This window comes from Pinirhizobacter sp., from assembly GCF_036499745.1.
In the GTDB taxonomy this organism is placed as follows: domain Bacteria; phylum Pseudomonadota; class Gammaproteobacteria; order Xanthomonadales; family Rhodanobacteraceae; genus Pinirhizobacter.
Genome location: NZ_DASYDG010000019.1, coordinates 111,641 through 131,741 on the forward strand (window position 1 = coordinate 111,641; position 20,101 = coordinate 131,741).

Here is a 20,101-nt window from a genome sequence, read left to right on the forward strand (position 1 = left end):
TTAGCTGATGAGTCGATCGGCCAGGAGCCGCGCCTGTTGGCGGATCTCAGGCATCGCGGTGGTTTCCCACAACAGGCCGCGCAGCAGCGTACCTGTTGCGAACAGTCGGTTCGAAGCGTTGCCTGCGGCATCGAGCACGCCGAAGGTTGAGTCGGCGTCCAGTCCCAATCCCAGTTCATCGGCGCGTACGTGGCCGTTGTCGCTGAGTTGGCGCAGCAGTGGATGGTCGCCATGCTGCACGTCGGTGTTCAGACCCACCGTCTGGACGACCAGATCCGCCACGCGCATGCCGTCGGCACCATCGACCAGGTGCAGGTCGACATCGAGCCGGCCATCCGGTCGCAGGGTGACATGGCGGAGCCGCCCGCGCATGCGCGTGAGGCGGCCTTCGTGCTCGAGTGCCTCCACGCCGGATGCCACTTGCGGGGGCATGCGATGGCGGGCGCGTTCCCAGGCCCAGCGTGCATGACGCAAGAAACGGGCGCGTTCGTCGGTCGGCAACTCACGCCATAGCGCCTGCGTATGCGGGCGCAGGCTGTCGATCACCGGACGCCAGTCTTCGCCCAGGCTCGCTGCCTCGCGGATATGGTGCATCCATGCCCGCGCCGCGGGTTCGTCGCGCATTTCCTCGACCAGTTCCGCACCGCTGTCGGCAGGTGCCGCGGCCTTTACCGGATGTACCTCGGGCGTGTGGCCGTGTCGGGATACTGCGGTGAAGCGGGCGTTCGGCCATAGTGCGGCGAGATCCAGCAAGACATCTACCGCGGTCAACCCCAGGCCGATCAACATGACCTGGCGAGGTTCGGTGCTCTCGTGTGCCGCGGCGAGATACGGCCACGGATCGACCACATAGTTCCCCTGGGCGATCGCCGCAGGGTCCACGCCGGGGATCGGGCGCGGCGGCAGCGAGCCGACGCAGAGCACGGCGCGTTCCACGCGCGAGGATGTCTCGCCCACGAAAATATCCACGCCGCCAGCGTCGGGAACGACAGCATCGACCGCGACTGGCACCATGTTCACTACATGCCCGCGTGAGCGCCCATCGTCGATGGCGCGGCGGACCTCTGATTCAACGTAATCGCCGTACAGGCGCCGCGGCAGGAAGTCGGCGCCGGCAACCTTTTTATCCAGGCCCTGGGCGTAGTCGAGGAAGCCCTGCGGCTGTGCTGCCGATAAGCCCATGGCCGCGGCGCGCACATTCAAAAGGTGGCGATCGGACGACGTGCCATAGGCCACGCCGCGGGCAAATGGATGCGCCGAACCGGTGTACCAGTCCAGATGCAGTGGGCGAGGGGTCCGCCGCGTCAGTAATTCGCTGACCAGCGTGGCGCCCGCCGCGCCACCGCCGATGACGGCGACTCGATTAGACATGCATTTTCCTTCTAGGGGACCACTCAAGGTCCCACCGGACGTCAGGCTGTCAGGCGTCCGGCGAGTTCGGATTGCCGCGGGCGGGCAATCCAGTGGTCGGTCGGTCCAGGCTGTTCATAGGCCATGTACTGTGCCAGATCACCGCCGTAGACATGAAGCGTGAGGGCCGATTCCTGTCGCGAAAGGTTACGGCAGCGATGCACGTAGGCATCGCCTGCATCGAACCAGGTCGCGTCGCCCGGCCCCAGCCAGGTGCGATTCTGGTGGCGCAGCTGGCCGGTGGTTTCCTCGCGCAGGAAAGCATCGATTTCCAGAGCGCCACTCAGTGACATCTCCATCCCCCACAGGCCACCATGGTCATGCACGGGCGTGGCGTAGTTGGGGGGCCAGGACAACACGAGCACGCTGATACCGGGCTTGGCATGTTCGGCGACCAGCCAACGCTCCAGGCCGCGTCGGCGGGCGCGCAGCGGAGCCAGTTGCTGCTCCAGGGCATGGCCGTCGCGGTGCACGGCCTGACCGAGCTCGCGCGCCATGCTGGCGAGATCCGGGTGCTCAGTGGCACCGGCATCGAAAGCGATGTCACGCAAAGTCTTCAGTACGTGTAATCGCTTGATCATGGGGAAGTTCCTGCCGAAAAACGCTACGTCAACGGCGGAAAGTGGATCACGGAGGCCGTTAAACGGACGTAACCCGGAACCAGGGCCCCGGTCCGGTACTTCTTTCACTGTTGCCGGGGAACGGCCGGCGGTAGCTTTATCCACGCTGCCGGCCATTCCGCCGGCCCGTACGCAAAAACGTGCAAGGAGCTCGCTGTCATGATCTTCGCCGCCATCCTCGTGCTGGGCATGTTGTGGCTGATGGGCGCCGTGGTCGGCGCCGTCTTCAAGCTGATCTTTGGTCTCATCGGTGGCGTATTCACCATCATCGGCGGGCTGCTGGGCATTGTCTTCGGTGGTGTGGCACTGTTGGTAATCGGTCCGCTGGTCGCGCTGGCCATGCTTCCGGCCCTGTTGCCGGTGCTTCTCGTGGCTGGCCTTGTTTGGCTGATCGTGCGCGCCACGCGCAAACCGCCAGTGATCGTGGTCACGCCCGATCACGCTCCGCGCTGAAGCCCGCCAGTAACCAGGACCGGAGTTTCCACTCCGGCCCTTGTCCATTGCCAGCTGCCTTCAACCGCCCTGCAAATCGAAAGTAACCGGGATGCGGGCCCATGCCTGCGTCGGTCGGCCCTGCGCGGTGGCGGGCTGGAACCGCCACTTCGACAGCACCTGGTTCTGTGCGGCGCGGTCAAGTTCCACATGGCCGCTGCTTGATTCCACTACCACCTGCAGTGGCTTGCCGTCGATATCCACCAGCACGCGCAAGACCACCGTGCCTTGCATGTGCATGCGCCGCGCGGCCGACGGGTAGGCCGGCGCCGGTGCCTGCATGTAGGCCAGGGTGGCTTCCACCGGCGCCGATGGCGCAGCATCAGCGGCTGCCGATGGCACGGGAGGAGCGGCCGTTACCGGGACGGCATTCGCGCTGGGTTCGTCAATCACCGTGGGTGATGGCGTCGGTGTCGGCGCGGGTATGTGCTTTGCCACCGTGTGGTGCACCGGCGGCGGCGGAATGTCCATCGCCGGTGCGGGCTTCACTTCCGGGGGAGGGTTGGTCCACGTGACGATGATCGGTTGGGCGACACGCTTGACGGTTTCCACGAACTCAGGAGCCATCGGCCGGATCACGGCGATGAGGGCGGCGATGTTGAGGGCGATCGAAGCGCTCAAAGCCACGATACGAATGGCATCGGGATGAAACGCAGGGCGGGACGCGATTGCGGCAGACGACATGGCACACCTCCATCGAGTGGGGGAAGGCAAGCGACGGTCTTCATGGACGCCACGGCTTTTGCCGCGGGGGATGCGTCCGGCTCCAGACTATGCCCGCGCCCGGATGCTCTGCAAGAGCCCGATGCGCCGGCCGTCGGCTTCGGTGACCTAGTGGGCCACCAGCATGGGAATGTCGCTGTTCATGAAAAGATGACGGGTGGTGCCACCGAGCACCATTTCCGACAGGCGCGAACGCCCCCATGCGCCCATCACCAGCAGGTCAGCTCCCGCTTCGCGCGCAATCGCCAGCAGCGAAGGGCCTGCCTGGTCGCGTTCAGCCGCCGACAGATGTCGGACGGTGGCCTTGATGCCGTGCTCGCTGAGCCAGTGATCGATGTCTTCGGCGGGCAGCGGATGGGTGGTGGCATAGGGTTCGTCGCAGCCATCGAGCACCACGACATCGTCGGCGCGCTCCAGTAGCGGAAGCGAGGCCCGGATCGCCAGCGCGGATTGCCGGCTACCGTTCCAGGCCAGCAACACGCGTGTGCCCAGGCCCGTTACCTGGGCCAGCTCCGGTACCACCAGCACCGGCTTGCTGCTGCCGAATACCGAGCGCGAGACATTGCCGAAACCCACCGGCGCGTCGCCGCGGAAACCGCCGCGCTCCATCACCAGCCAGTCATAGCCGGCTGCCGCATGGCATACCAGCGGTACGACATCGCCTTCGGCCACCCGCCACCGGCCCGTGAGACCTGCCTGGGTGAGTATCTGATCGAACGCCCCGCTGGCAGCGCGCGCTTCGTCGGCACGCTGGCGCACCGAGTCCATCTGCAACGGCATGGCTTCAGGTAGCGTGAAGGCGGCCGGTAGCATGTCCACCACGAACAATGCATCCAGACGCGCTTGCATGCGCTGGGCCAGGGCGACGGCAGCGGCGATCGCCGCACCCTGCAGGGGCAGGCGGGCCACATGGAGCAGGAGCTCAGTCTTCATCGTAGGTGTCCGCTTCCGCGCATGAGGTACGTCCGATCACACAATGCCACCCTGTGCAGGGGGTTGCAAAACCCTGTCGCGGGGGCGACCCTCTGACGATGCGCTCGACCCTGGCGCGCCACCCTTGCGTTGCGCATGAACCCCCAGGCAAGTGCTGCCCCTCCCATCTACCGGCCCGGCGACGAAATCGCCAGCAGCCTGATCCACGGCATCGGCATCGTGCTGAGCATCGCCGGCCTGGTGGTGCTGGTGGCGTTCGCGGCACGGTTCGGCGATGCACGCGCGGTGGTCGCAAGCGCGGTATTCGGCAGCACACTGATCCTTCTCTACACCGCATCGACCCTGTACCACGCTGTGCCGGGCGCGATGGCAAGGCGCGTTCTGCGTACGCTCGACCACATTGCCATCTTCCTGCTGATCGCCGGCACCTACACGCCATTCACCCTGCTGGCGCTGCCGGGTGTCTGGGGCTGGAGTCTCTTCGGCACCATCTGGGCCCTGGCCATCGCCGGCAGCATGCTGGAACTGGGCCTGCTCAAGCGCTACCGCAAGGCCGCGGTATTCCTTTATGTGGCCATGGGCTGGGTGGCGATGATCGCCTTCAAGCCGCTGAGCGAAAGCCTGTCCACCGGCGGATTGGCATTGCTGATCGCTGGAGGCGTGGCTTACACCGCTGGCGTGCCGTTCTACCTGGCACGCAGGCTTCCCTATCATCACTCGGTCTGGCACTTCTTCGTGCTGGCCGGCAGCGTGCTGCATTACCTGGCCGTGCTGCTGTACGTGTTGCCCGGCGCGCCCGTGGGCTAGGCATTCAACCGAGCAGGAAGGCGAAGGCGAACATCCCCAGCATCACGAAGGACATCACCAGTTTGACCAGCGTGCCCACCAGCATGCCAAACCAGGTACTTAAACCCACGTGTGCTGACCGCAGCACGCTGGTGCCGGAGGCCAGTTCGCCCAGCAGGGCGCCGATGAAGGGCCCGAGCAACAGCCCGGGCAGCCCGAAGAACATACCTACCACCGTGCCGATGGCAGCGCCCCACAGGGCGCGGCTGCTGGCACCGACCTTGCGCGCGCCCAGGAGTCCGGCGATGAAGTCCATGGCCATGCCGATGGCGCCGGCCACGGCGATGGCTACCAGCCACCAGGTGCCCAGGTGCCGGTAGTGGTCGACCCCGGCGGCCAGCCAGATGCCGGCGAAGATCAGCGGGATGCCGGGAAGCGCCGGCAGGATTGCCCCGGCGACTCCGGCCACCATCAGCAGGGCCGCCACCACATAAAGGGCGATGTCGATCATGGCGTGGCGAAGCTGTCGCGGTAGTCGGGCTTGAGCCAGGGGATGAAGACGCGGACGGGTACGTCCACCGTCTGCGTACCCGCGACATAGGCCGCCACCTGGTAGGGCGGGAACAGGATGGTGAGGTTGCGCGCCAGGCCATCGCGGCCTGGCGACACGACGAAGACATCGAAGTGATCCTGGCCCGGTTGGGTGCCGTCGTTGATCATCTCCGCACTGGAGGCCAGCGGCGCATTGTCGTCCAGGCGCGTCAACAGTTGTCGGCGCGCCTCCGCGGCCACCGCCGATTCGGCGGCCGCCGGGTCGGTGAAGAGGTCATCGAGCGATAGCAGCCGTCGGGCATGCGTGTCGTAGGTGAAAGTGTCGAGGATCGGGCTGGGATGGGCGCCCCCGGTGAAGGACGACCCTTGTGCCCGCACGCTCACCAGGCGTCCGGCCTGGCCTACCAGCTCGATGTCGAGATCCAGGTCCCAGGGCAACTGATGGGCCTGTTCACGCGCGCCCGGTTGCTTCAGTCCGGCGAGGAAATTGGTCTTTTTCTGGGCCACGTAGGCCTCGAGGCCTAGTCGCAGGGGATTCCAGTCGGGCTTGAGCTTGGGTAGGCGGGCTTCGATGGTGTAAAGGGTGGGCTCACTGTATTGGGTATGCTGCGCGGCCGAAGGCGTCGACGCAGCTTCCGGTGCATGGCCGCCCTGGCAGGCGGCCAACACGGCACAGGATGCCTGCACGGCCAGCCAACGTTGCATCATCTTATCCAGTCTCCCTCGATGGTGTGACACGTTACCCGACGTTGCGTGACTTGCGAAGGAATGGTGTGGAAAAGGACGAAATCATCTTGCTCAAGGCCGATGAACTCGGTCGCATCGAATGCCACCGCCGCGGCGGTGAGATGGTGATCGTGCGTGATATCGCCGCCGCCCGCTGGTGGGCGCGCCGCTTCGCCCGGCGCGCGGCGGCGCGCGAGGCCAGGGCGCTCGAACGCCTGGACGGAATCGACGGGGTGCCACGGCTGCTGCGTTTTGACGGTCGCGTGCTCGAGCGCAGCTTCATGGCAGGTTTGCCGATGCAGCAGGCCCAGCCGCGCAACGCTGCGTATTTCCGCCAGGCCCGGCGCCTGCTGGCCTCGTTGCACCGGCGTGGCGTGGTGCACAACGACCTGGCCAAGGAGCCCAACTGGCTGGTGTGCGATGACGGCACGCCGGGCATGGTGGACTTCCAGCTGGCCTTCACACGTCGTCGCCGGGGCCGGCTGTTCCGCGTGCTGGCACGCGAAGACATCCGGCATCTGCTCAAGCACAAACGCACTTATATGCCGGAATTGCTTACCCGCCGGGAGCTGCACATCCTGGCTACCCCCGCGATGCATGCGCGCGTGTGGCGGCAGACGGCCAAGCGCCTGTACAAGCTGATCGCGCGCAAGCTCTTCGGCTACTGGGACAACGAAGGCCAGGGCCGGGTCCGGCGCTGATGCGCCGCACGGTGCGCGTTACTTTTCGACGAAGGCGCGCTCGATCACGTAGTCACCCGGTTCTCGCGTGCGCGGCGAGGCGTGGAAGCCGCGCCCGTCAAGCAGGGCGCAGGTGTCTTCGAGCATTGCCGGGCTGCCGCACAGCATCACGCGGTCATGCGCCGGGTCGAGCGGTGGCAGGCCCGTCGCGCTTCCCATGTCGCCATCGGCGATGGCATCGGTGATGCGCCCGCGGTTACGGAAGGGCTCGCGCGTGACCGAGGGGTAGTAGATGAGTTTTTCGCGTACCAGGTCGCCCAGGTAATCGTGGGCCGGCAGTTCGTACTCGAGGTAATGGGCGTAGGCGAGGTCGGCGATGTTGCGTACGCCATGGGCCAGTACCACGTGTTCGAAGCGCTCGTAGGTTTCCGGGTCGCGCACGATCGACAGGAACGGCGCCAGGCCCGTACCCGTGCCCAGCAGGTAAAGCCGCTTGCCGGGCTTCAGGTCGTTGAGCACGAGCGTGCCGGTAGGCTTGCGCGACACGATCAGGGGATCGCCGGGCTTGAGATGTTGCAGGCGCGAGGTCAGCGGGCCATCGGGCACCTTGATCGAGAAGAACTCAAGGTGTTCCTCGTAGTGGGCGCTGGCAATCGAATAGGCGCGCATCAGAGGCCGGCCATCCACTTCCAGGCCGATCATGACGAAATGTCCGCTTTCAAAGCGAAAACCCGGGTCGCGGGTCGTGCGGAAACTGAAGAGCGAATCGTTCCAGTGATGCACGTCGATGACGTGCTCGGTTGCCAGTGCCACCATGGGAAGGAAGGTTCCTGCGGCGCCCTTGCGCCAGTCAACTGCGTATTATAGCTGGCTTCGTAGCGGCAGTCCGGCGATCATCGGCAGCTGAAGGATGGCTGGGAAAGGATCCCATGGATAAGCGTCGTTCGACGATGGCCTTCGCGGCCATCCTGGTTGCCGTGCTGGCCACGGGCCTGGGTTTCGGCCCGCCTGCGCATGCGCAGGCCAGCGGGGACCTCGATCCTGCCTGGGCCCGCGCGCACCCGGTCGTACGGGTGGGCGCGCTGCGCACCGGCGCGCCGCCCATGCAGCTGGTGGAGAACGGCCGACTGCGTGGCGTGGGCGCGGATTTCCTCGAGCAGATCCTGCCGACGATGGGAGTGAGGTGGGAGCCGGTGTTGTTCGATTCCCGTCCGGCACTGCTCGATGCCCTGTGCCAAGGCAAAGTGGATGTCGCCCCGGAGATGATTTCCACCCCCGCCGCCATGCATTGCGTGCACTTCGGTTCGCCCTATCTGTCGTCTTCGCCCGTGCGCGTTGCCCGCAATGGCGACTCGCGCTTCGCCGACGACACGGCGCTGGCGCACGCCAGGATTGCCGTGGTGGCGGGCAGTGAAGTGGAGGAAATCATTGTCGCGGCGCTGCCCAACGCCACGCTGCTGCGCGCGCCGGACGATGCCGCCGCGGTGGAAGCCCTGGTGCAGGGGCATGCCGACGTGTACCTGGCCAACCCATTGCTGGCCGTGCGCGAGCTCGATCACCTGGTTGCTACCGGCAAGCTGCAATACACCGGCAGGAGCACATTGCCATTGGCGCGCTACGGCTTTGCCTATGGAAGCGGGGCCCGGCCCCTGGAAACGGCGCTCCAGGCCCGCCTGGACACCCTGGGCGACGACGCACGTGGCCGTGTCGTCGGGCGCTGGGTGGCGGTGTTCGAACCTAGCGAAGAAGCAGGCCTGGCTACGCCCCTCAGTGCCGATGAACGCCAGTTCCTTCAATCGCTCCCGGTACTGGGGGCCGGTATCGATTCGGACTGGGCACCGATGAGCTACATGGACCGCAACGGCGTGTCCGTCGGCGTTGCCTCGGACTATATCGCCGAACTCAACCGCGCCCTGGGGCTGCGCACGCGCCGGGTGAATGTCGATACGGTGGCCGAGGCGCGGCAGGCGATCGCCGATGGCAAGGTGCAGATGCTGGTGAGCGTGGCGCGGGACAATCCCCTGTCGGCGGGGCTTGTGCTCAGCCGGGCTTACGAAGTTGCCCCGTTGGTGGTGGCCGGGCGAAACGACGCCAGGCCCGTGGCGGGCCTTGATGACCTTCGCGGCATGCGCGTGGCGGTGGTCGACCGGCCGTTCGATATCGCCACCCGGCTGCATAGCAGCGCCCCGTCGCTCAAGGTGGTGAGCTTCCCCTACACCGACGATGCATTGCATGCACTGGCCGAGCGCCGCGTTGACGCGGTGATCGACACGGTGTCGGTGCTATCGCAGCACATCGAGGCCGACTATGCCGGTAGATTGCGCGTGCTCGGCCCTTCGGGCATCACCATGAGTGTCTACATCGGCGTCGTGCCGTCGCAGGCGCGGCTGGTGCCGCTGATCGACCGCGCGCTCGCCGATATCAGTTCGGCGCGAAGCCAGGCGATTCGTGCCCGCTGGATGCGCACGACCTACAGCTACGCCACGCCCTGGATCAACATCGCGCTGATCGGTGTACCCATCTTCATGGTGGGCCTGGTGGTGGTTGTTTTCGTGCTGCGTGCCAACCGGAAGTTGCGGCGCGCGGTGGAAGCGGAGCAGCGCGCCCGCGCCATCGCCGAGGACGCCACGCGATCGAAGGCGCAGTTCCTGGCCATGATGAGCCACGAGATCCGCACCCCGATGACCAGCGCGCTGGGCATGATCGATCTGCTCGAACGCACCTCGCTGGATGACGACCAGCGCGACATGGCCGGCGTGATGCGTGAATCGGGTGACAGCCTCCTTCGCATCATCGACGACCTGCTCGACTTCTCCCGCTTCGAGGCCGGGCAGATGCCGCTGGATTCGGTGGGTTTCGACGTGCGTCCATTGTTCGACGACGTGGCCGGCCTCCTCGGTGCCACGGCGCGCGCCAAGGGCCTGCTGTTGTATGCCAGCGTGGAGGCCCGTGTAGGCGCGCGCCTGGTGGGTGATCCGGCGCGCTTGCGCCAGGTGTTGTTCAATCTTGTCGGCAATGCGGTGAAGTTCACCCAGCGCGGGTACGTGCGCATGCACCTTGCCTGGGCCGACGGTGACGCTGACACCCAGCGCCTGGCCATCGTCGTCCAGGACACCGGGGTGGGCATCGCGCCGGAGCGCAAGGTGGAGATCTTCGAGCCCTTCATCCAGGAAGATACCTCGACCCAGCGCCGCTTCGGCGGCACCGGGCTGGGGCTTGCCATCGTCAGCCGCATCGCCGCCCTGATGGATGCCCGTGTCACGCTGGAGAGCATCGTCGGCGTGGGCACGCGTTTTGAGTTCGCCTTCGATGCCACGGTCGAAGCGAGCCTGCCTGCCACCGATCCGCGTCGTTATCGGCTGGAGCTGGACGATCCGATGCTCGCCCAATGCATCGCCTCCTACCTGGCATTCGCCGGCCTGCAGGAGGAAAACGGCGCGCAGGCGGCCGGCGTTGTGGTCAGCCTCGTCGGCGATGCGGCGCGCCCGGCCGATGCCCAGTTGCAGCTGGCCGGCGCCGGGCGCACGGCAACGTTGCCGGCATGGCCGCCAAGGTTTGCCACCCTCCGGCGTGCCCTGAACGTGCTCGAGGGGCATGTCCCGGCAGAGGAAAGCGAAGGCGTCCGCATGATGCGCCAGGCGCCCTCGCGTGAGGTTGCCCTAAGCGAGGGGCGCCTGGTGATGGTGGTGGACGACCAGCCGCTGATCCAGCGTCTGCTGGTGCGGGAGTTGCGCATGCTGGGCTTCGCCTGCGACGTGGCCAGCGACGGTGAAGAAGCATTGCGATGCATGCGTTCAACCACCTATGGCCTGCTGCTTACCGACTGTTTCATGGCCGGCATGGACGGTTTCGAGTTGATGCGCCGCGTGCGCGCGGCGGGCTGGAATCTGCCGATGCTGGCGATGACGGCCAGCCCGTTGCCCGAACTGATCGAGCGCTGCCGGCGTGCCGGTGCCGATGGTGTGGTGACCAAGCCGTTGCGCCTGGGAGAACTCAAATCCCTGCTCGATCGCTTCCTTCCCGAAGCGGCTTCAACAGGTATCGGAGAGGCCGTGGAGGGGCCGGCCACCATCGTGGCGAACCTTCGCGGCGCCATGGGCGAAGAGGCCGGCGCGTTCATCGCACAGCTTAAAGCCCAGGCCGGCCCGGACCGCAGCGGGTTCGCCGACGCGATCGATTCGGCCGACGCGGACACCGTGGCAACGATCGCCCATCAGTACGCCAGCATCTTCGGTTGGGCCCGGGCGCCCCGCCTGCGGGAACTTGCGCGCGCGGTGGAAGAAGAAGCGCGTACGGGGAATGTCCCGCCGTCATCCCGCGCCCTGCTGGCGGCATTGCAGGAACTTGACGCATGGCTCGCCCTGGAATGACTTCACGCGGCTGAAATACCCTCCGGCGCAGCATGGGCGTTCCACCGCACCGAAGCCGGAGAGTTCCCGATGGCCGATGTCCTGTCGAAATCCCTCTTGCGCAAGATGGACGCCTACTGGCGTGCGGCCAATTACCTTACGGTTGGCCAGATCTATCTTCGGGACAATCCCTTGCTGGAACGGCCGCTGGAAATCGGCGACATCAAGCACCGCCTGCTCGGTCACTGGGGCACCACCACCGGCCTCAATTTCATCTACGTGCACCTGAACCGGCTGATCACCGAGCAGGATGTGAACATGATCTACGTGATCGGGCCAGGCCACGGCGGACCGGGGCTGGTCGCGCATACTTACCTTGAAGGTTCCTATACCGAAACCTACCCGCATATCGAACGCAACCGCGATGGCATGCGGCAGTTGTTCCGGCAATTCTCCTGGCCTTACGGCGTACCCAGCCACGTGTCCCCGGAGACGCCGGGATCGATTCACGAGGGTGGCGAGCTTGGGTATTCCCTCTCGCATGCCTTCGGTGCAGCCTTCGACAATCCCGACCTTGTGGTGGCCTGCATCGTGGGCGACGGCGAGGCGGAAACCGGCGCGCTTGCCACTGGTTGGCATTCGAACAAATTCCTGAACCCCGCACGCGACGGCGCGGTGCTGCCGATCCTGCACTTGAACGGCTTCAAGATCGCCAACCCAACATTGCTGGCGCGCATCGGCAAGGATGAACTTACCGACCTGATGCATGGCTACGGCTACGAGCCGCATTTCGTCGAAGGCCACGAGCCGATGAAGGTGCACCAGGCTTTGGCCGCGGCCCTCGACGCGTGCATGGCACGGATCCGCAGCATCCAGAAGGATGCACGCGAAAACGGCAACACCGCCCGCCCGCGCTGGCCGATGATCGTGTTCCGCACGCCCAAGGGCTGGACCGGCCCGAAGATCGTGGACGGCAAGCCGGTGGAGGGTACCTGGCGTGCTCATCAGGTACCGATAACCGACTTCGACAAGCCCGGGCATCTGCAGATCCTGGAAGACTGGCTCCGCAGTTACCGGCACGAGGAATTATTCGATGAGCATGGCAAGTTCCTCGACGAACTTGCCGCCCTGGCGCCGACGGGGCGCCGTCGCATGGGTGCTAATCCACATGCCAACGGCGGCTTGTTGCTCAAGCCCCTTGATATGCCTCACTTCCGCGACTTCGCCGAGGACGTTAAATCCCCGGGCGACCACAAGGCCGAGGCTACGCGAGTGCTGGGCAAGTTCCTGCGTGAAGTCATGCGCAAGAACATGGCCACGGCCAACTTCCGCCTGTTCGGTCCTGACGAAACCGCATCCAACCGCCTGGAGGCCGTGTACGAGGCCAGTGGCAAGGCATGGATGGCCGAAGTGGAGGACGTCGATGAGAATCTTTCCCCCGACGGCCGCGTGATGGAGGTATTGAGCGAGCACCAGTGCCAGGGCTGGCTGGAGGGGTATCTGCTGACTGGCCGCCACGGTCTGTTCTCGTGTTACGAGGCCTTCATCCACATCATCGATTCGATGTTCAACCAGCACGCGAAGTGGCTCAAGACCACGCGCACGATCGAGTGGCGTGCGCCGGTCGCGTCGCTGAATTACCTGTTGACCTCGCACGTCTGGCACCAGGACCACAATGGATTCTCGCACCAGGATCCCGGCTTCATTGACCACGTGGCGAACAAGAAATCCGAGGTCGTGCGGATCTACCTGCCGCCGGATGCCAATTGCCTGCTATCGGTGGCCGACCATTGCCTGCGCAGCAGGCAATACGTGAACCTTATTGTCGCGGGCAAACAGCCGGACTGGCAGTGGCTGTCGATGGACGAAGCCGTACGACACTGTGCCGCCGGGGCGGGCATCTGGTCGTGGGCGGGGCAGGGTGAAGACGACCCCGACGTGGTGATGGCCTGCGCCGGTGATGCACCGACCGTGGAAGCCCTGGCGGCGGTGATGCTGCTGCGCGACTTCGCGCCGGACATCCGCATCCGCGTCGTCAATGTGGTGGACCTGATGTCGCTCGAGCCCAATGAAGAACATCCGCATGGCATGGACGATGACCAGTTCGACGAACTCTTCACACGTAACAGGCCGGTGATCTTCGCCTTCCATGGTTATCCCGGCGTGGTGCACAAGCTTACCTACCGCCGCCATAACCACGACAACATCCACGTGCGCGGTTACAAGGAAGAAGGCACCACCACCACGGCGTTCGACATGATGGTGCTCAACAACCTCGACCGCTTCCAGCTTACCCTTGATGCCATCAACCGCATCCCGCGGTTCGAGCACCTTCGCCAGGCCGCAGCCCATGCCTACTGGACGGGCATCGAGAAGCATCGCCTTTACGTGAGCGAACACGGACAGGACATGCCCTCTATCCGCGACTGGCAGTGGAAGAGCGCCAAATGACCACGGTGCTTGCCCTGAACGTGGGTTCCTCGACCCTGAAGTTCGGCTTGTTCGACGTTGATGCCGACACGCCCCATGCGCGTATCGCCGGCGACGCCGACACCGAGCACGGTGGCGGCATCCGTGTGCATGGCAAAGAGGTCGATGCGCCCGGCGACGCACTGGACCGCATCGCCCATGTGCTCAAGGCGCAACCGCCGGTGCAGGCCATCGGTCACCGTATCGTCCACGGCGGGCCGAAGCTGCGCGAACATCGGCGCATCGATGGCGACGTGCTGCGGATGCTCGATGCGGCCAGGGCCTTTGCGCCGCTGCACGTGCCGGCGGCATTGAAGATTATCCGCCGCGCCGGCGAAGTGTTTCCCGGCGTGCCTGCGGTGGCGTGCCTTGATACCGCCTTCCATTCGACCATGCCCGAGCGGGCGCGCATCATGCCGTTGCCCCAAGCGCTTCGCGATGAGGGCATCGAACGCTATGGGTTCCATGGCCTGTCGTGCGAGTCGATCGTGCGCGAACTGGGGCCGGACCTGCCCGCACGCACGGTGATTGCCCATCTGGGTAACGGCGCCAGTGTCACGGCCGTGCTCGATGGACAATCGGTGGACACCAGCATGGGCCTGACACCCGCCGGCGGCATCGTCATGGGCTCACGCCCGGGGGACCTCGACCCGGGTGTGATCGAGTGGCTGATGCGCGAGAAGGATTGGTCCGCCGACGAACTCGATACGTGCATCAACCGGCAGTCGGGCCTGAAGGGGCTGTCGGGCGTGTCCAGCGACATGCGTGACCTGCACGCCTCGAAAGAGCCGTCGGCCAAGCTGGCCATCGAGGTATTCGTGCATGCCGCGCGCAAGGGCATTGCGGCTATGGCGGCATCGATGGGCGGCATCGACCTGCTGGTGTTCACCGGTGGCATCGGCGAACACGACCACGTCGTGCGCGATGCCATCGTCGAGGGCCTGCACTGGGCCGGGATCGGCCAGACCCACATGGCAGTGGTGCCGACCGGCGAGGACGCGCAGATAGCCCTGCACGCCGCCCGCCTGTCGTTCGCCTAGAGCGGCTCGAGCCAGCCCCAGCGGTCGGCCGTCGTGCCGTCGAACAGGCCGAAGAACCGATCCTGCAACAGGCGTGTGATTGGACCGGCGGTGCCTGAACCCACCTTCTTTCCGTCCACCGAACGGATCGGGGTGACTTCCGCTGCCGTGCCGCACATCAGGATCTCATCGGCCAGGTAGAGGAATTCGCGGGGCAGGTCGCGCTCGATGACATCGATGCCTTCCTCGCGCGCCAGGGTCATCAGCGTGTGGCGGGTGATGCCGGTGAGGATGGACGCACTGGCAGGTGCCGTGTGCAACGCGCCGTCGAACACCAGGAAGAGATTCTCGCCGGCCCCTTCGCTAAGCAGGCCCGATGATGCCAGCGCGATACCTTCGCCAAAGCCCAGGCGGCGCGCTTCGCGGGCGATCAACTGGCCGGAAAGGTAATTCCCGCCGGCCTTGGCGCCAGCGGGAATGGTGTTGGGCGCGAAGCGCTGCCAGCTCGACACGCAGGCGTCGATGCCCTGTTTGAGCGCCTCAGGCCCGAGATAAGGACCCATCGGCCACGCCGCCACGGCGGTGTCGGTCGGACAATCGGCCGACAGGCCGAAGCCACCCAGGCCCCGGAAGGCCACCGGTCGCAGATAGGCCGCGCCCAGGCCGTTCTTCTTGATCACCTCGCGGCAGGCGCCGGCGAGTTCATCGATGGTGTAGGGAATGACGATGTCGTAGATCTTCGCCGACATGTACAGGCGCTTTAAGTGATCGGTCAGCCGGAAGATCGCGGCGCCGTCGGGCGTGGCATAACTGCGGATGCCTTCGAACACGGACGAACCGTAGTGCAGGGCGTGCGCCATGACGTGCACCGTGGCCTCTGGCCAGGGCTTGATCGCACCGTTCTGCCAGATCCACTCGGGGTATTGCTGCGACATGGGCTTCTCCAATTCGACCGCCCATTCTAACCCGGCGGGCAGTACAGGCCCTATCAGCCGGGGGCGAGCCAGAGGCAGCCGGAGCGACGACGCAAGCCGAAATGAGCCTCGTTGCTGCCGCCGCTGCCCGAGGTGCGCACGGTCAGGCCGTCGTGTTCATTGCCTTCCACCGCCAGCAGTGGCTGGCGCACCAGGGCCGCCCACTGGCGAAGGTCGGCCACGGCACTGTCACGGCCGCCCTCCCATAGGGTGATCCCGCCCAGGCGGTTGGCGTCGCGGGCCGCGAAGGCGTCGGCGATGGCCTGGCGCAGCGTGTCGAGGTCGGCGGCGCACAAGGTCGGCGCAAGCGAGGTGGCCGTTGGATCGACACTGATCGCGCCTGCCTGCGGCTCGGGCACGGCTGGCCGGGCATTGAGGGCCTGGCAGGGCTGGTCGGTGAACACCGCTTGGCCGTCGGTGGCGACACAACGATGGATGGCATCCTGGGCGAACGCCGCGGGAGCAAGGAGAAGCAGGCAGAGGAAGGCAAGGCGCATCGGCCAAGCCTACCCGGTTGCGGCCCGGATCATTCCCTGGCGTGGACGCCGATCCTTGCCAGCACCGCCTGGGTGGCTTTGGCCCGGTTGATCGTATAGAAGTGCAGCCCCGGCGCGCCGCCATCGAGCAGGCGCCGGCACAGTTCGCCCACCGCATCGGCAGCCAGCTCGCGCGTGGCTGCCGCGTCGTCGCCGTGGGCCTGCATGCGCTTGACCAGCCAACGGGGAATCTCTGCGCCGCAAGCCTCGGAAAACCGCCTCAGCTGGGTGAAATTGGCGATCGGCATGATGCCGGGCACGATCGGGATGGTGACACCCAGTTTGCGCACGTCGTCGACGAATCGAAAATACGCGTCGGCGTTGAAGAAGTACTGGGTGATCGCGCCATCAGCGCCGCACGCCACCTTGGCCCCGAAATGCCGAATGTCCTTCAACGCGTCATCGGCCTGGGGATGGGTTTCCGGATACGCCGCCACTTCGATATGGAAGTGGTTGCCGCTGTGTTCGCGGATGAAACACACCAGCTCCGAGGCATAGCGGAAGTCGCCAGGGCTTGCCATGCCGGAGGGAAGGTCGCCGCGCAGGGCTACGATGCGCTTGCAGCCGCCGGCCCTGTAGCCATCGAGCAGGGCGGCGATCTCTGTTTTCGTGCCGCCCATGCAGCTCAGATGCGGCGCCACGCTGAAACCGTGTTTTTCACGCAGGTGTCGCACGGTGAGGTCGGTGTAGCTCAGGGTCGATCCGCCGGCGCCGAAGGTGACCGAGACGTAGTCAGGGTCGTACGCGGCCAGGCGGCCCGCAGCGGTGTCGAGCTGGGCGCGCTGTTCATCGGTCTTGGGAGGGAAGAACTCGAAACTGATGGCGGCCATGGTCGGTCCGGCGGAAGGAGTTTGAACAGTATATATCTTTGTATTGAGATGAAAAGATGGAATTGGTAAGGCGCCCCCACTGCACCGTCAGCGCCGACATCGAGACACGGCCGGGAATCCGCGCGTGGCCCACGCCAGGCGGGGCGGCGCGCCGGCATATTCCCGGCCCGGGAAAGTCGAAGCTCCTTCATGCGTCCACGACGGTCGCCACCGCCCTGGGGCGGCGAAACTAACAGAAGGACTTTGCATGAACCGACTCATTCTTCCCTGCGTGCTGGCGGCGGCCCTGGCGGCGCCCTGCCTTGCGACCGCAGCGACGCCCTCGCTGCTTTCAGCACAGCCAGCCATGATGCTGGCAACGTCCGCCGATATCAGTCTTGCCGCGATCTCTGAAAACCCCGCCAATACGATCCTGCATCAGGTCAGCGCCAACACCGCATTGCTTGAAGCGGGTACGCAGGCGATCACGTTGACGCTCGAGCCTGGTGTTGAACTCGCCTTCGAACGCGTCGCAGCGGAAACCTTCGCCGATGGTTCGCTGGTCTGGCAAGGGCGGCTCGATGCCGGCGCTTCGTGGTCCGACGCTCCCGCTGGCGCCGACGACTACGCCTTGCTCGTGCGCAACGGCGGCATGCTTACCGGCGACATCCGTCACGGCGGGAAGGTATATGAAATCCGCCCGCTGCACACCGGCGGCCACGTGGTGTACACGCAGGATCCGTCGATGTTGCCGATGGACGACCAGGACGCCCTGCGGCCGATGGATAGCGCAGCATCGGTCGACCAAACGCCAGCGACGGCCGCCGACGGCGCGATCGCCGACGTCCTGGTGTTGTTCGCCCGGAACGCGGCGGCGCGATATCCCGACATAACAGGCCATGCCCGCCTGTTGATTGCACAGATGAACAAGGCCTTCACCGACAGCAACATCGATGGAGGCGTGCGCCTGGCTGCGGATAAGGCATTCGCCATTTCGTATACCGAATCGGGTAACCAGGGCACCGACCTGAACCGCCTGACGTATAAGGACGGCCAGATCGATCACATCCATCAAATGCGTGAGGTGCACAAGGCCGACCTCGTCACCCTGCTGATCCACGAACCCAACGGCATGAGGTTCAGCTGTGGCGTGGCGTGGTCGAATGTAGCCGCGGACTGGGCATTCTCGGTCACGCAGGCCGATTGCGTGAGTAACTTCGTGTTCACCCACGAGATCGCCCATAACTATGGTGCAGGCCACGAACGCGGCCAGGGTCAGAACCCATATTATGGCTACGGGCATGGGTATCAGCATCCGCGGGGTGACTGGGGCACGGTGATGTCCTATCCCTGCAACTTCGGGCGCCGCTGCCCAACTCTGCTGCGCTGGTCCAGCCCGCTTCTGAGCTACCAGGGAGCTGTCACCGGTACGCCGAACACCGAGGACAACCGCCGGGTGATCAACCAGCGCAAGGAAGTCATGGCCGGCTTTCGCTAGGCGTAGCGTTACGCATCGAAGAAAAACGCGCTCATGAAAAAAGGAGGCGTGCAAAGCACGCCTCCTTTCGATCACGTCATGCCGCAGACGATCAGTAGCGGTAATGGTCCGGCTTGTAGGGACCTTCCACCGGCACGCCGATGTAGTCGGCCTGTTCCTGGGTGAGCTTCGTCAGCTTCACGCCGATCTGCTCAAGGTGCAGGCGGGCCACTTCTTCGTCGAGCTTCTTTGGCAGGCGGTACACCGTCTTTTCGTAGGTGTCCTTGTTCGTCCACAGGTCGATCTGGGCCAGCGTCTGGTTCGAGAAGCTGTTGGACATCACGAAGCTCGGGTGGCCGTGGGCGCAGCCCAGGTTTACCAGGCGACCTTCGGCCAGCATGTAGATCGCATTGCCACCGGCGAAGGTGTAGCGGTCGACCTGCGGCTTGATGGTCTCGCGCGAGACATCCTTGGCGGCGTTCAGGCGATCGATCTGGATCTCGTTGTCGAAGTGGCCGATGTTGCACACCAGGGCGTTGTTCTTCATCTTCGACATGTGCTCGAAGGTGATGATGTCCTTGTTGCCCGTGGTGGTCACATAGATGTCGGCGGTACCGAGCGTCTCTTCGATCGTGGTGACCTGGAAGCCTTCCATCGCCGCCTGCAGGGCGTTGATGGGATCGATCTCGGTCACGATCACCCGGGCGCCGAAGCCCTTCAGCGAATGCGCGCAGCCCTTGCCGACGTCGCCGTAACCGCAGACCACGGCCACTTTGCCTGCGACCATCAGGTCGGTGGCGCGCTTGATGCCATCGGCCAGCGACTCACGGCAACCGTAGAGGTTGTCGAACTTCGACTTGGTCACCGAATCGTTGACGTTGATCGCCGGTACCAGCAACTGGCCGGCCTCGGCCAGCTGGTAAAGGCGATGCACGCCGGTGGTGGTCTCTTCCGACACACCGCGCCATTCGGCGGCGACCTTCGTCCAGAAACCCGGGCGCTCCTTGGCAACGCGCTTCAACAGATCCTTGATCACCTGCTCTTCATGGTTGGCGCCCGGGCTGTTGACCCAGTCTGAACCGTTCTCCAGTTCCAGGCCCTTGTGGATCAGCAGGGTGGCGTCGCCACCGTCGTCCACGATCAGCTGGGGGCCGGTCTCGCCCGGGTGGGTGAGCATGTCGAGCGTGCAGTCCCAGTACTCCTCGAGCGTCTCGCCCTTCCAGGCGAACACCGGCAGGCCGCCGGCGGCCATCGCGGCGGCGACGTCGTCCTGGGTGGAGAAAATATTGCACGAGGCCCAGCGCACCGAGGCACCCAGCTCGCGCAGGGTCTCGGCCAGCACGGCCGTTTCCTTGGTGACATGCAGCGAGCCTGAAAGGCGCACGCCCTTGAGCGGCTTTTCCTTGGCGTAGCGGGCACGGATCTGCATCAGGCCCGGCATTTCTTCTTCCGCCATGCGGATGCGGCGGCGGCCGAGGTCGGCCTGGGACATGTCGCGGACGTTGTAGTCGTGCTTGGCGGATTCTTTGGTGACGGCGTTCATGGC

18 protein-coding genes are annotated in these 20,101 nt (G+C 65.3%); 7 read left to right on the forward strand and 11 right to left on the reverse strand.

Annotated features, from left to right (window positions below; genetic code table 11):
- Complete coding sequence (locus VGM61_RS07395; protein ID WP_331522116.1) at nucleotides 1–1,371, reverse strand: FAD/NAD(P)-binding protein; 1,371 nt, start codon at nucleotides 1,369–1,371, stop codon at nucleotides 1–3.
- A 41-nt stretch (nucleotides 1,372–1,412) separates the two neighbouring features.
- On the reverse strand, nucleotides 1,413–1,991 hold the full coding sequence (locus VGM61_RS07400) for a cysteine dioxygenase family protein (protein ID WP_331522117.1): 579 nt from the start codon (nucleotides 1,989–1,991) through the stop codon (nucleotides 1,413–1,415).
- A gap of 198 nt (nucleotides 1,992–2,189) precedes the next feature.
- Between VGM61_RS07400 and VGM61_RS07405 the strand changes: the two genes are divergently transcribed.
- Nucleotides 2,190–2,483: a hypothetical protein gene (locus tag VGM61_RS07405; protein ID WP_331522118.1), complete on the forward strand. Its 294-nt coding sequence runs from the start codon at nucleotides 2,190–2,192 to the stop codon at nucleotides 2,481–2,483.
- 60 nt (nucleotides 2,484–2,543) lie between these two features.
- On the opposite strand, the gene VGM61_RS07410 is transcribed toward VGM61_RS07405, so the two are convergent.
- Nucleotides 2,544–3,206, reverse strand: a complete 663-nt coding sequence (locus VGM61_RS07410; protein ID WP_331522119.1) for a TonB family protein — start codon at nucleotides 3,204–3,206, stop codon at nucleotides 2,544–2,546.
- 147 nt (nucleotides 3,207–3,353) lie between these two features.
- Nucleotides 3,354–4,178 (reverse strand): universal stress protein, encoded by an 825-nt coding sequence (locus VGM61_RS07415; protein WP_331522120.1) that lies wholly within the window; start codon nucleotides 4,176–4,178, stop codon nucleotides 3,354–3,356.
- A gap of 135 nt (nucleotides 4,179–4,313) precedes the next feature.
- Here VGM61_RS07415 and trhA point away from each other — a divergent pair, with 135 nt between their 5' ends.
- Nucleotides 4,314–4,985: a PAQR family membrane homeostasis protein TrhA gene (gene trhA, locus VGM61_RS07420; RefSeq protein WP_331522121.1), complete on the forward strand. Its 672-nt coding sequence runs from the start codon at nucleotides 4,314–4,316 to the stop codon at nucleotides 4,983–4,985.
- Nucleotides 4,986–4,989: 4 nt separating this feature from the next.
- On the opposite strand, the gene VGM61_RS07425 is transcribed toward trhA, so the two are convergent.
- Complete coding sequence (locus tag VGM61_RS07425; RefSeq protein ID WP_331522141.1) at nucleotides 4,990–5,472, reverse strand: DUF456 domain-containing protein; 483 nt, start codon at nucleotides 5,470–5,472, stop codon at nucleotides 4,990–4,992.
- A complete protein-coding gene (locus VGM61_RS07430; RefSeq protein ID WP_331522122.1) occupies nucleotides 5,472–6,224 on the reverse strand; it encodes a DUF3298 and DUF4163 domain-containing protein in 753 nt (250 codons plus the stop codon). The genes VGM61_RS07425 and VGM61_RS07430 overlap by 1 nt, the downstream gene beginning before the upstream one ends.
- A 140-nt stretch (nucleotides 6,225–6,364) precedes the next feature.
- Here VGM61_RS07430 and VGM61_RS07435 point away from each other — a divergent pair, with 140 nt between their 5' ends.
- Nucleotides 6,365–6,943: an RIO1 family regulatory kinase/ATPase gene (locus tag VGM61_RS07435; RefSeq protein ID WP_331522142.1), complete on the forward strand. Its 579-nt coding sequence runs from the start codon at nucleotides 6,365–6,367 to the stop codon at nucleotides 6,941–6,943.
- An 18-nt stretch (nucleotides 6,944–6,961) separates the two neighbouring features.
- Here VGM61_RS07435 and VGM61_RS07440 read toward each other — a convergent pair whose 3' ends face one another.
- A complete protein-coding gene (locus VGM61_RS07440) occupies nucleotides 6,962–7,738 on the reverse strand; it encodes a ferredoxin--NADP reductase (protein WP_331522123.1) in 777 nt (258 codons plus the stop codon).
- 113 nt (nucleotides 7,739–7,851) lie between these two features.
- On the opposite strand from VGM61_RS07440, the gene VGM61_RS07445 reads away from it, so the two are divergent.
- From VGM61_RS07445 to VGM61_RS07455, 3 genes are all read left to right on the forward strand, one after another.
- Nucleotides 7,852–11,292 (forward strand): ATP-binding protein, encoded by a 3,441-nt coding sequence (locus tag VGM61_RS07445; protein ID WP_331522124.1) that lies wholly within the window; start codon nucleotides 7,852–7,854, stop codon nucleotides 11,290–11,292.
- Nucleotides 11,293–11,361: 69 nt separating this feature from the next.
- Nucleotides 11,362–13,722: a phosphoketolase family protein gene (locus VGM61_RS07450; protein ID WP_331522125.1), complete on the forward strand. Its 2,361-nt coding sequence runs from the start codon at nucleotides 11,362–11,364 to the stop codon at nucleotides 13,720–13,722.
- Nucleotides 13,719–14,780 (forward strand): hypothetical protein, encoded by a 1,062-nt coding sequence (locus VGM61_RS07455; protein WP_331522126.1) that lies wholly within the window; start codon nucleotides 13,719–13,721, stop codon nucleotides 14,778–14,780. The genes VGM61_RS07450 and VGM61_RS07455 overlap by 4 nt, the downstream gene beginning before the upstream one ends.
- On the opposite strand, the gene VGM61_RS07460 is transcribed toward VGM61_RS07455, so the two are convergent.
- From VGM61_RS07460 to metF, 3 genes are read right to left on the reverse strand one after another with little or no spacing between them, the layout of a single operon-like run.
- Complete coding sequence (locus VGM61_RS07460; protein ID WP_331522127.1) at nucleotides 14,777–15,694, reverse strand: branched-chain amino acid transaminase; 918 nt, start codon at nucleotides 15,692–15,694, stop codon at nucleotides 14,777–14,779. The two genes, VGM61_RS07455 and VGM61_RS07460, sit on opposite strands and share 4 nt — an antisense overlap.
- Nucleotides 15,695–15,747: 53 nt before the next feature.
- Entirely contained in the window at nucleotides 15,748–16,230 is a 483-nt protein-coding gene (locus VGM61_RS07465; protein ID WP_331522128.1) for a DUF4124 domain-containing protein, read from the reverse strand.
- Nucleotides 16,231–16,259: 29 nt separating this feature from the next.
- Nucleotides 16,260–17,099: a methylenetetrahydrofolate reductase [NAD(P)H] gene (metF, locus tag VGM61_RS07470; protein WP_331522129.1), complete on the reverse strand. Its 840-nt coding sequence runs from the start codon at nucleotides 17,097–17,099 to the stop codon at nucleotides 16,260–16,262.
- 247 nt (nucleotides 17,100–17,346) lie between these two features.
- Between metF and VGM61_RS07475 the strand changes: the two genes are divergently transcribed.
- The gene (locus VGM61_RS07475; protein ID WP_331522130.1) at nucleotides 17,347–18,576 is read left to right on the forward strand and encodes a M12 family metallo-peptidase; all 1,230 of its coding nucleotides are present in this window, start codon (nucleotides 17,347–17,349) and stop codon (nucleotides 18,574–18,576) included.
- Between the two features lie 91 nt (nucleotides 18,577–18,667).
- Here the strand turns inward: VGM61_RS07475 and ahcY are convergent, their stop codons facing one another.
- Complete coding sequence (gene ahcY, locus VGM61_RS07480) at nucleotides 18,668–20,098, reverse strand: adenosylhomocysteinase (RefSeq protein WP_331522131.1); 1,431 nt, start codon at nucleotides 20,096–20,098, stop codon at nucleotides 18,668–18,670.
- Between the last annotated feature and the right edge of the window lie 3 nt (nucleotides 20,099–20,101).

What these genes read in the sequence shown, in the direction of transcription:
- ahcY (WP_331522131.1), bottom strand. Translation starts at nt 20,098, where the DNA reads ATGAACGCCGTCACCAAAGAATCCGCCAAGCACGACTACAACGTCCGC.
- VGM61_RS07430 (WP_331522122.1), bottom strand. Translation starts at nt 6,224, where the DNA reads ATGATGCAACGTTGGCTGGCCGTGCAGGCATCCTGTGCCGTGTTGGCC.
- VGM61_RS07445 (WP_331522124.1), top strand. Translation starts at nt 7,852, where the DNA reads ATGGATAAGCGTCGTTCGACGATGGCCTTCGCGGCCATCCTGGTTGCC.
- VGM61_RS07415 (WP_331522120.1), bottom strand. Translation starts at nt 4,178, where the DNA reads ATGAAGACTGAGCTCCTGCTCCATGTGGCCCGCCTGCCCCTGCAGGGT.
- VGM61_RS07455 (WP_331522126.1), top strand. Translation starts at nt 13,719, where the DNA reads ATGACCACGGTGCTTGCCCTGAACGTGGGTTCCTCGACCCTGAAGTTC.
- metF (WP_331522129.1), bottom strand. Translation starts at nt 17,099, where the DNA reads ATGGCCGCCATCAGTTTCGAGTTCTTCCCTCCCAAGACCGATGAACAG.
- VGM61_RS07410 (WP_331522119.1), bottom strand. Translation starts at nt 3,206, where the DNA reads ATGTCGTCTGCCGCAATCGCGTCCCGCCCTGCGTTTCATCCCGATGCC.
- VGM61_RS07460 (WP_331522127.1), bottom strand. Translation starts at nt 15,694, where the DNA reads ATGTCGCAGCAATACCCCGAGTGGATCTGGCAGAACGGTGCGATCAAG.
- VGM61_RS07450 (WP_331522125.1), top strand. Translation starts at nt 11,362, where the DNA reads ATGGCCGATGTCCTGTCGAAATCCCTCTTGCGCAAGATGGACGCCTAC.
- VGM61_RS07400 (WP_331522117.1), bottom strand. Translation starts at nt 1,991, where the DNA reads ATGATCAAGCGATTACACGTACTGAAGACTTTGCGTGACATCGCTTTC.
- VGM61_RS07405 (WP_331522118.1), top strand. Translation starts at nt 2,190, where the DNA reads ATGATCTTCGCCGCCATCCTCGTGCTGGGCATGTTGTGGCTGATGGGC.
- trhA (WP_331522121.1), top strand. Translation starts at nt 4,314, where the DNA reads ATGAACCCCCAGGCAAGTGCTGCCCCTCCCATCTACCGGCCCGGCGAC.
- VGM61_RS07465 (WP_331522128.1), bottom strand. Translation starts at nt 16,230, where the DNA reads ATGCGCCTTGCCTTCCTCTGCCTGCTTCTCCTTGCTCCCGCGGCGTTC.
- VGM61_RS07440 (WP_331522123.1), bottom strand. Translation starts at nt 7,738, where the DNA reads ATGGTGGCACTGGCAACCGAGCACGTCATCGACGTGCATCACTGGAAC.
- VGM61_RS07395 (WP_331522116.1), bottom strand. Translation starts at nt 1,371, where the DNA reads ATGTCTAATCGAGTCGCCGTCATCGGCGGTGGCGCGGCGGGCGCCACG.
- VGM61_RS07475 (WP_331522130.1), top strand. Translation starts at nt 17,347, where the DNA reads ATGAACCGACTCATTCTTCCCTGCGTGCTGGCGGCGGCCCTGGCGGCG.
- VGM61_RS07435 (WP_331522142.1), top strand. Translation starts at nt 6,365, where the DNA reads ATGGTGATCGTGCGTGATATCGCCGCCGCCCGCTGGTGGGCGCGCCGC.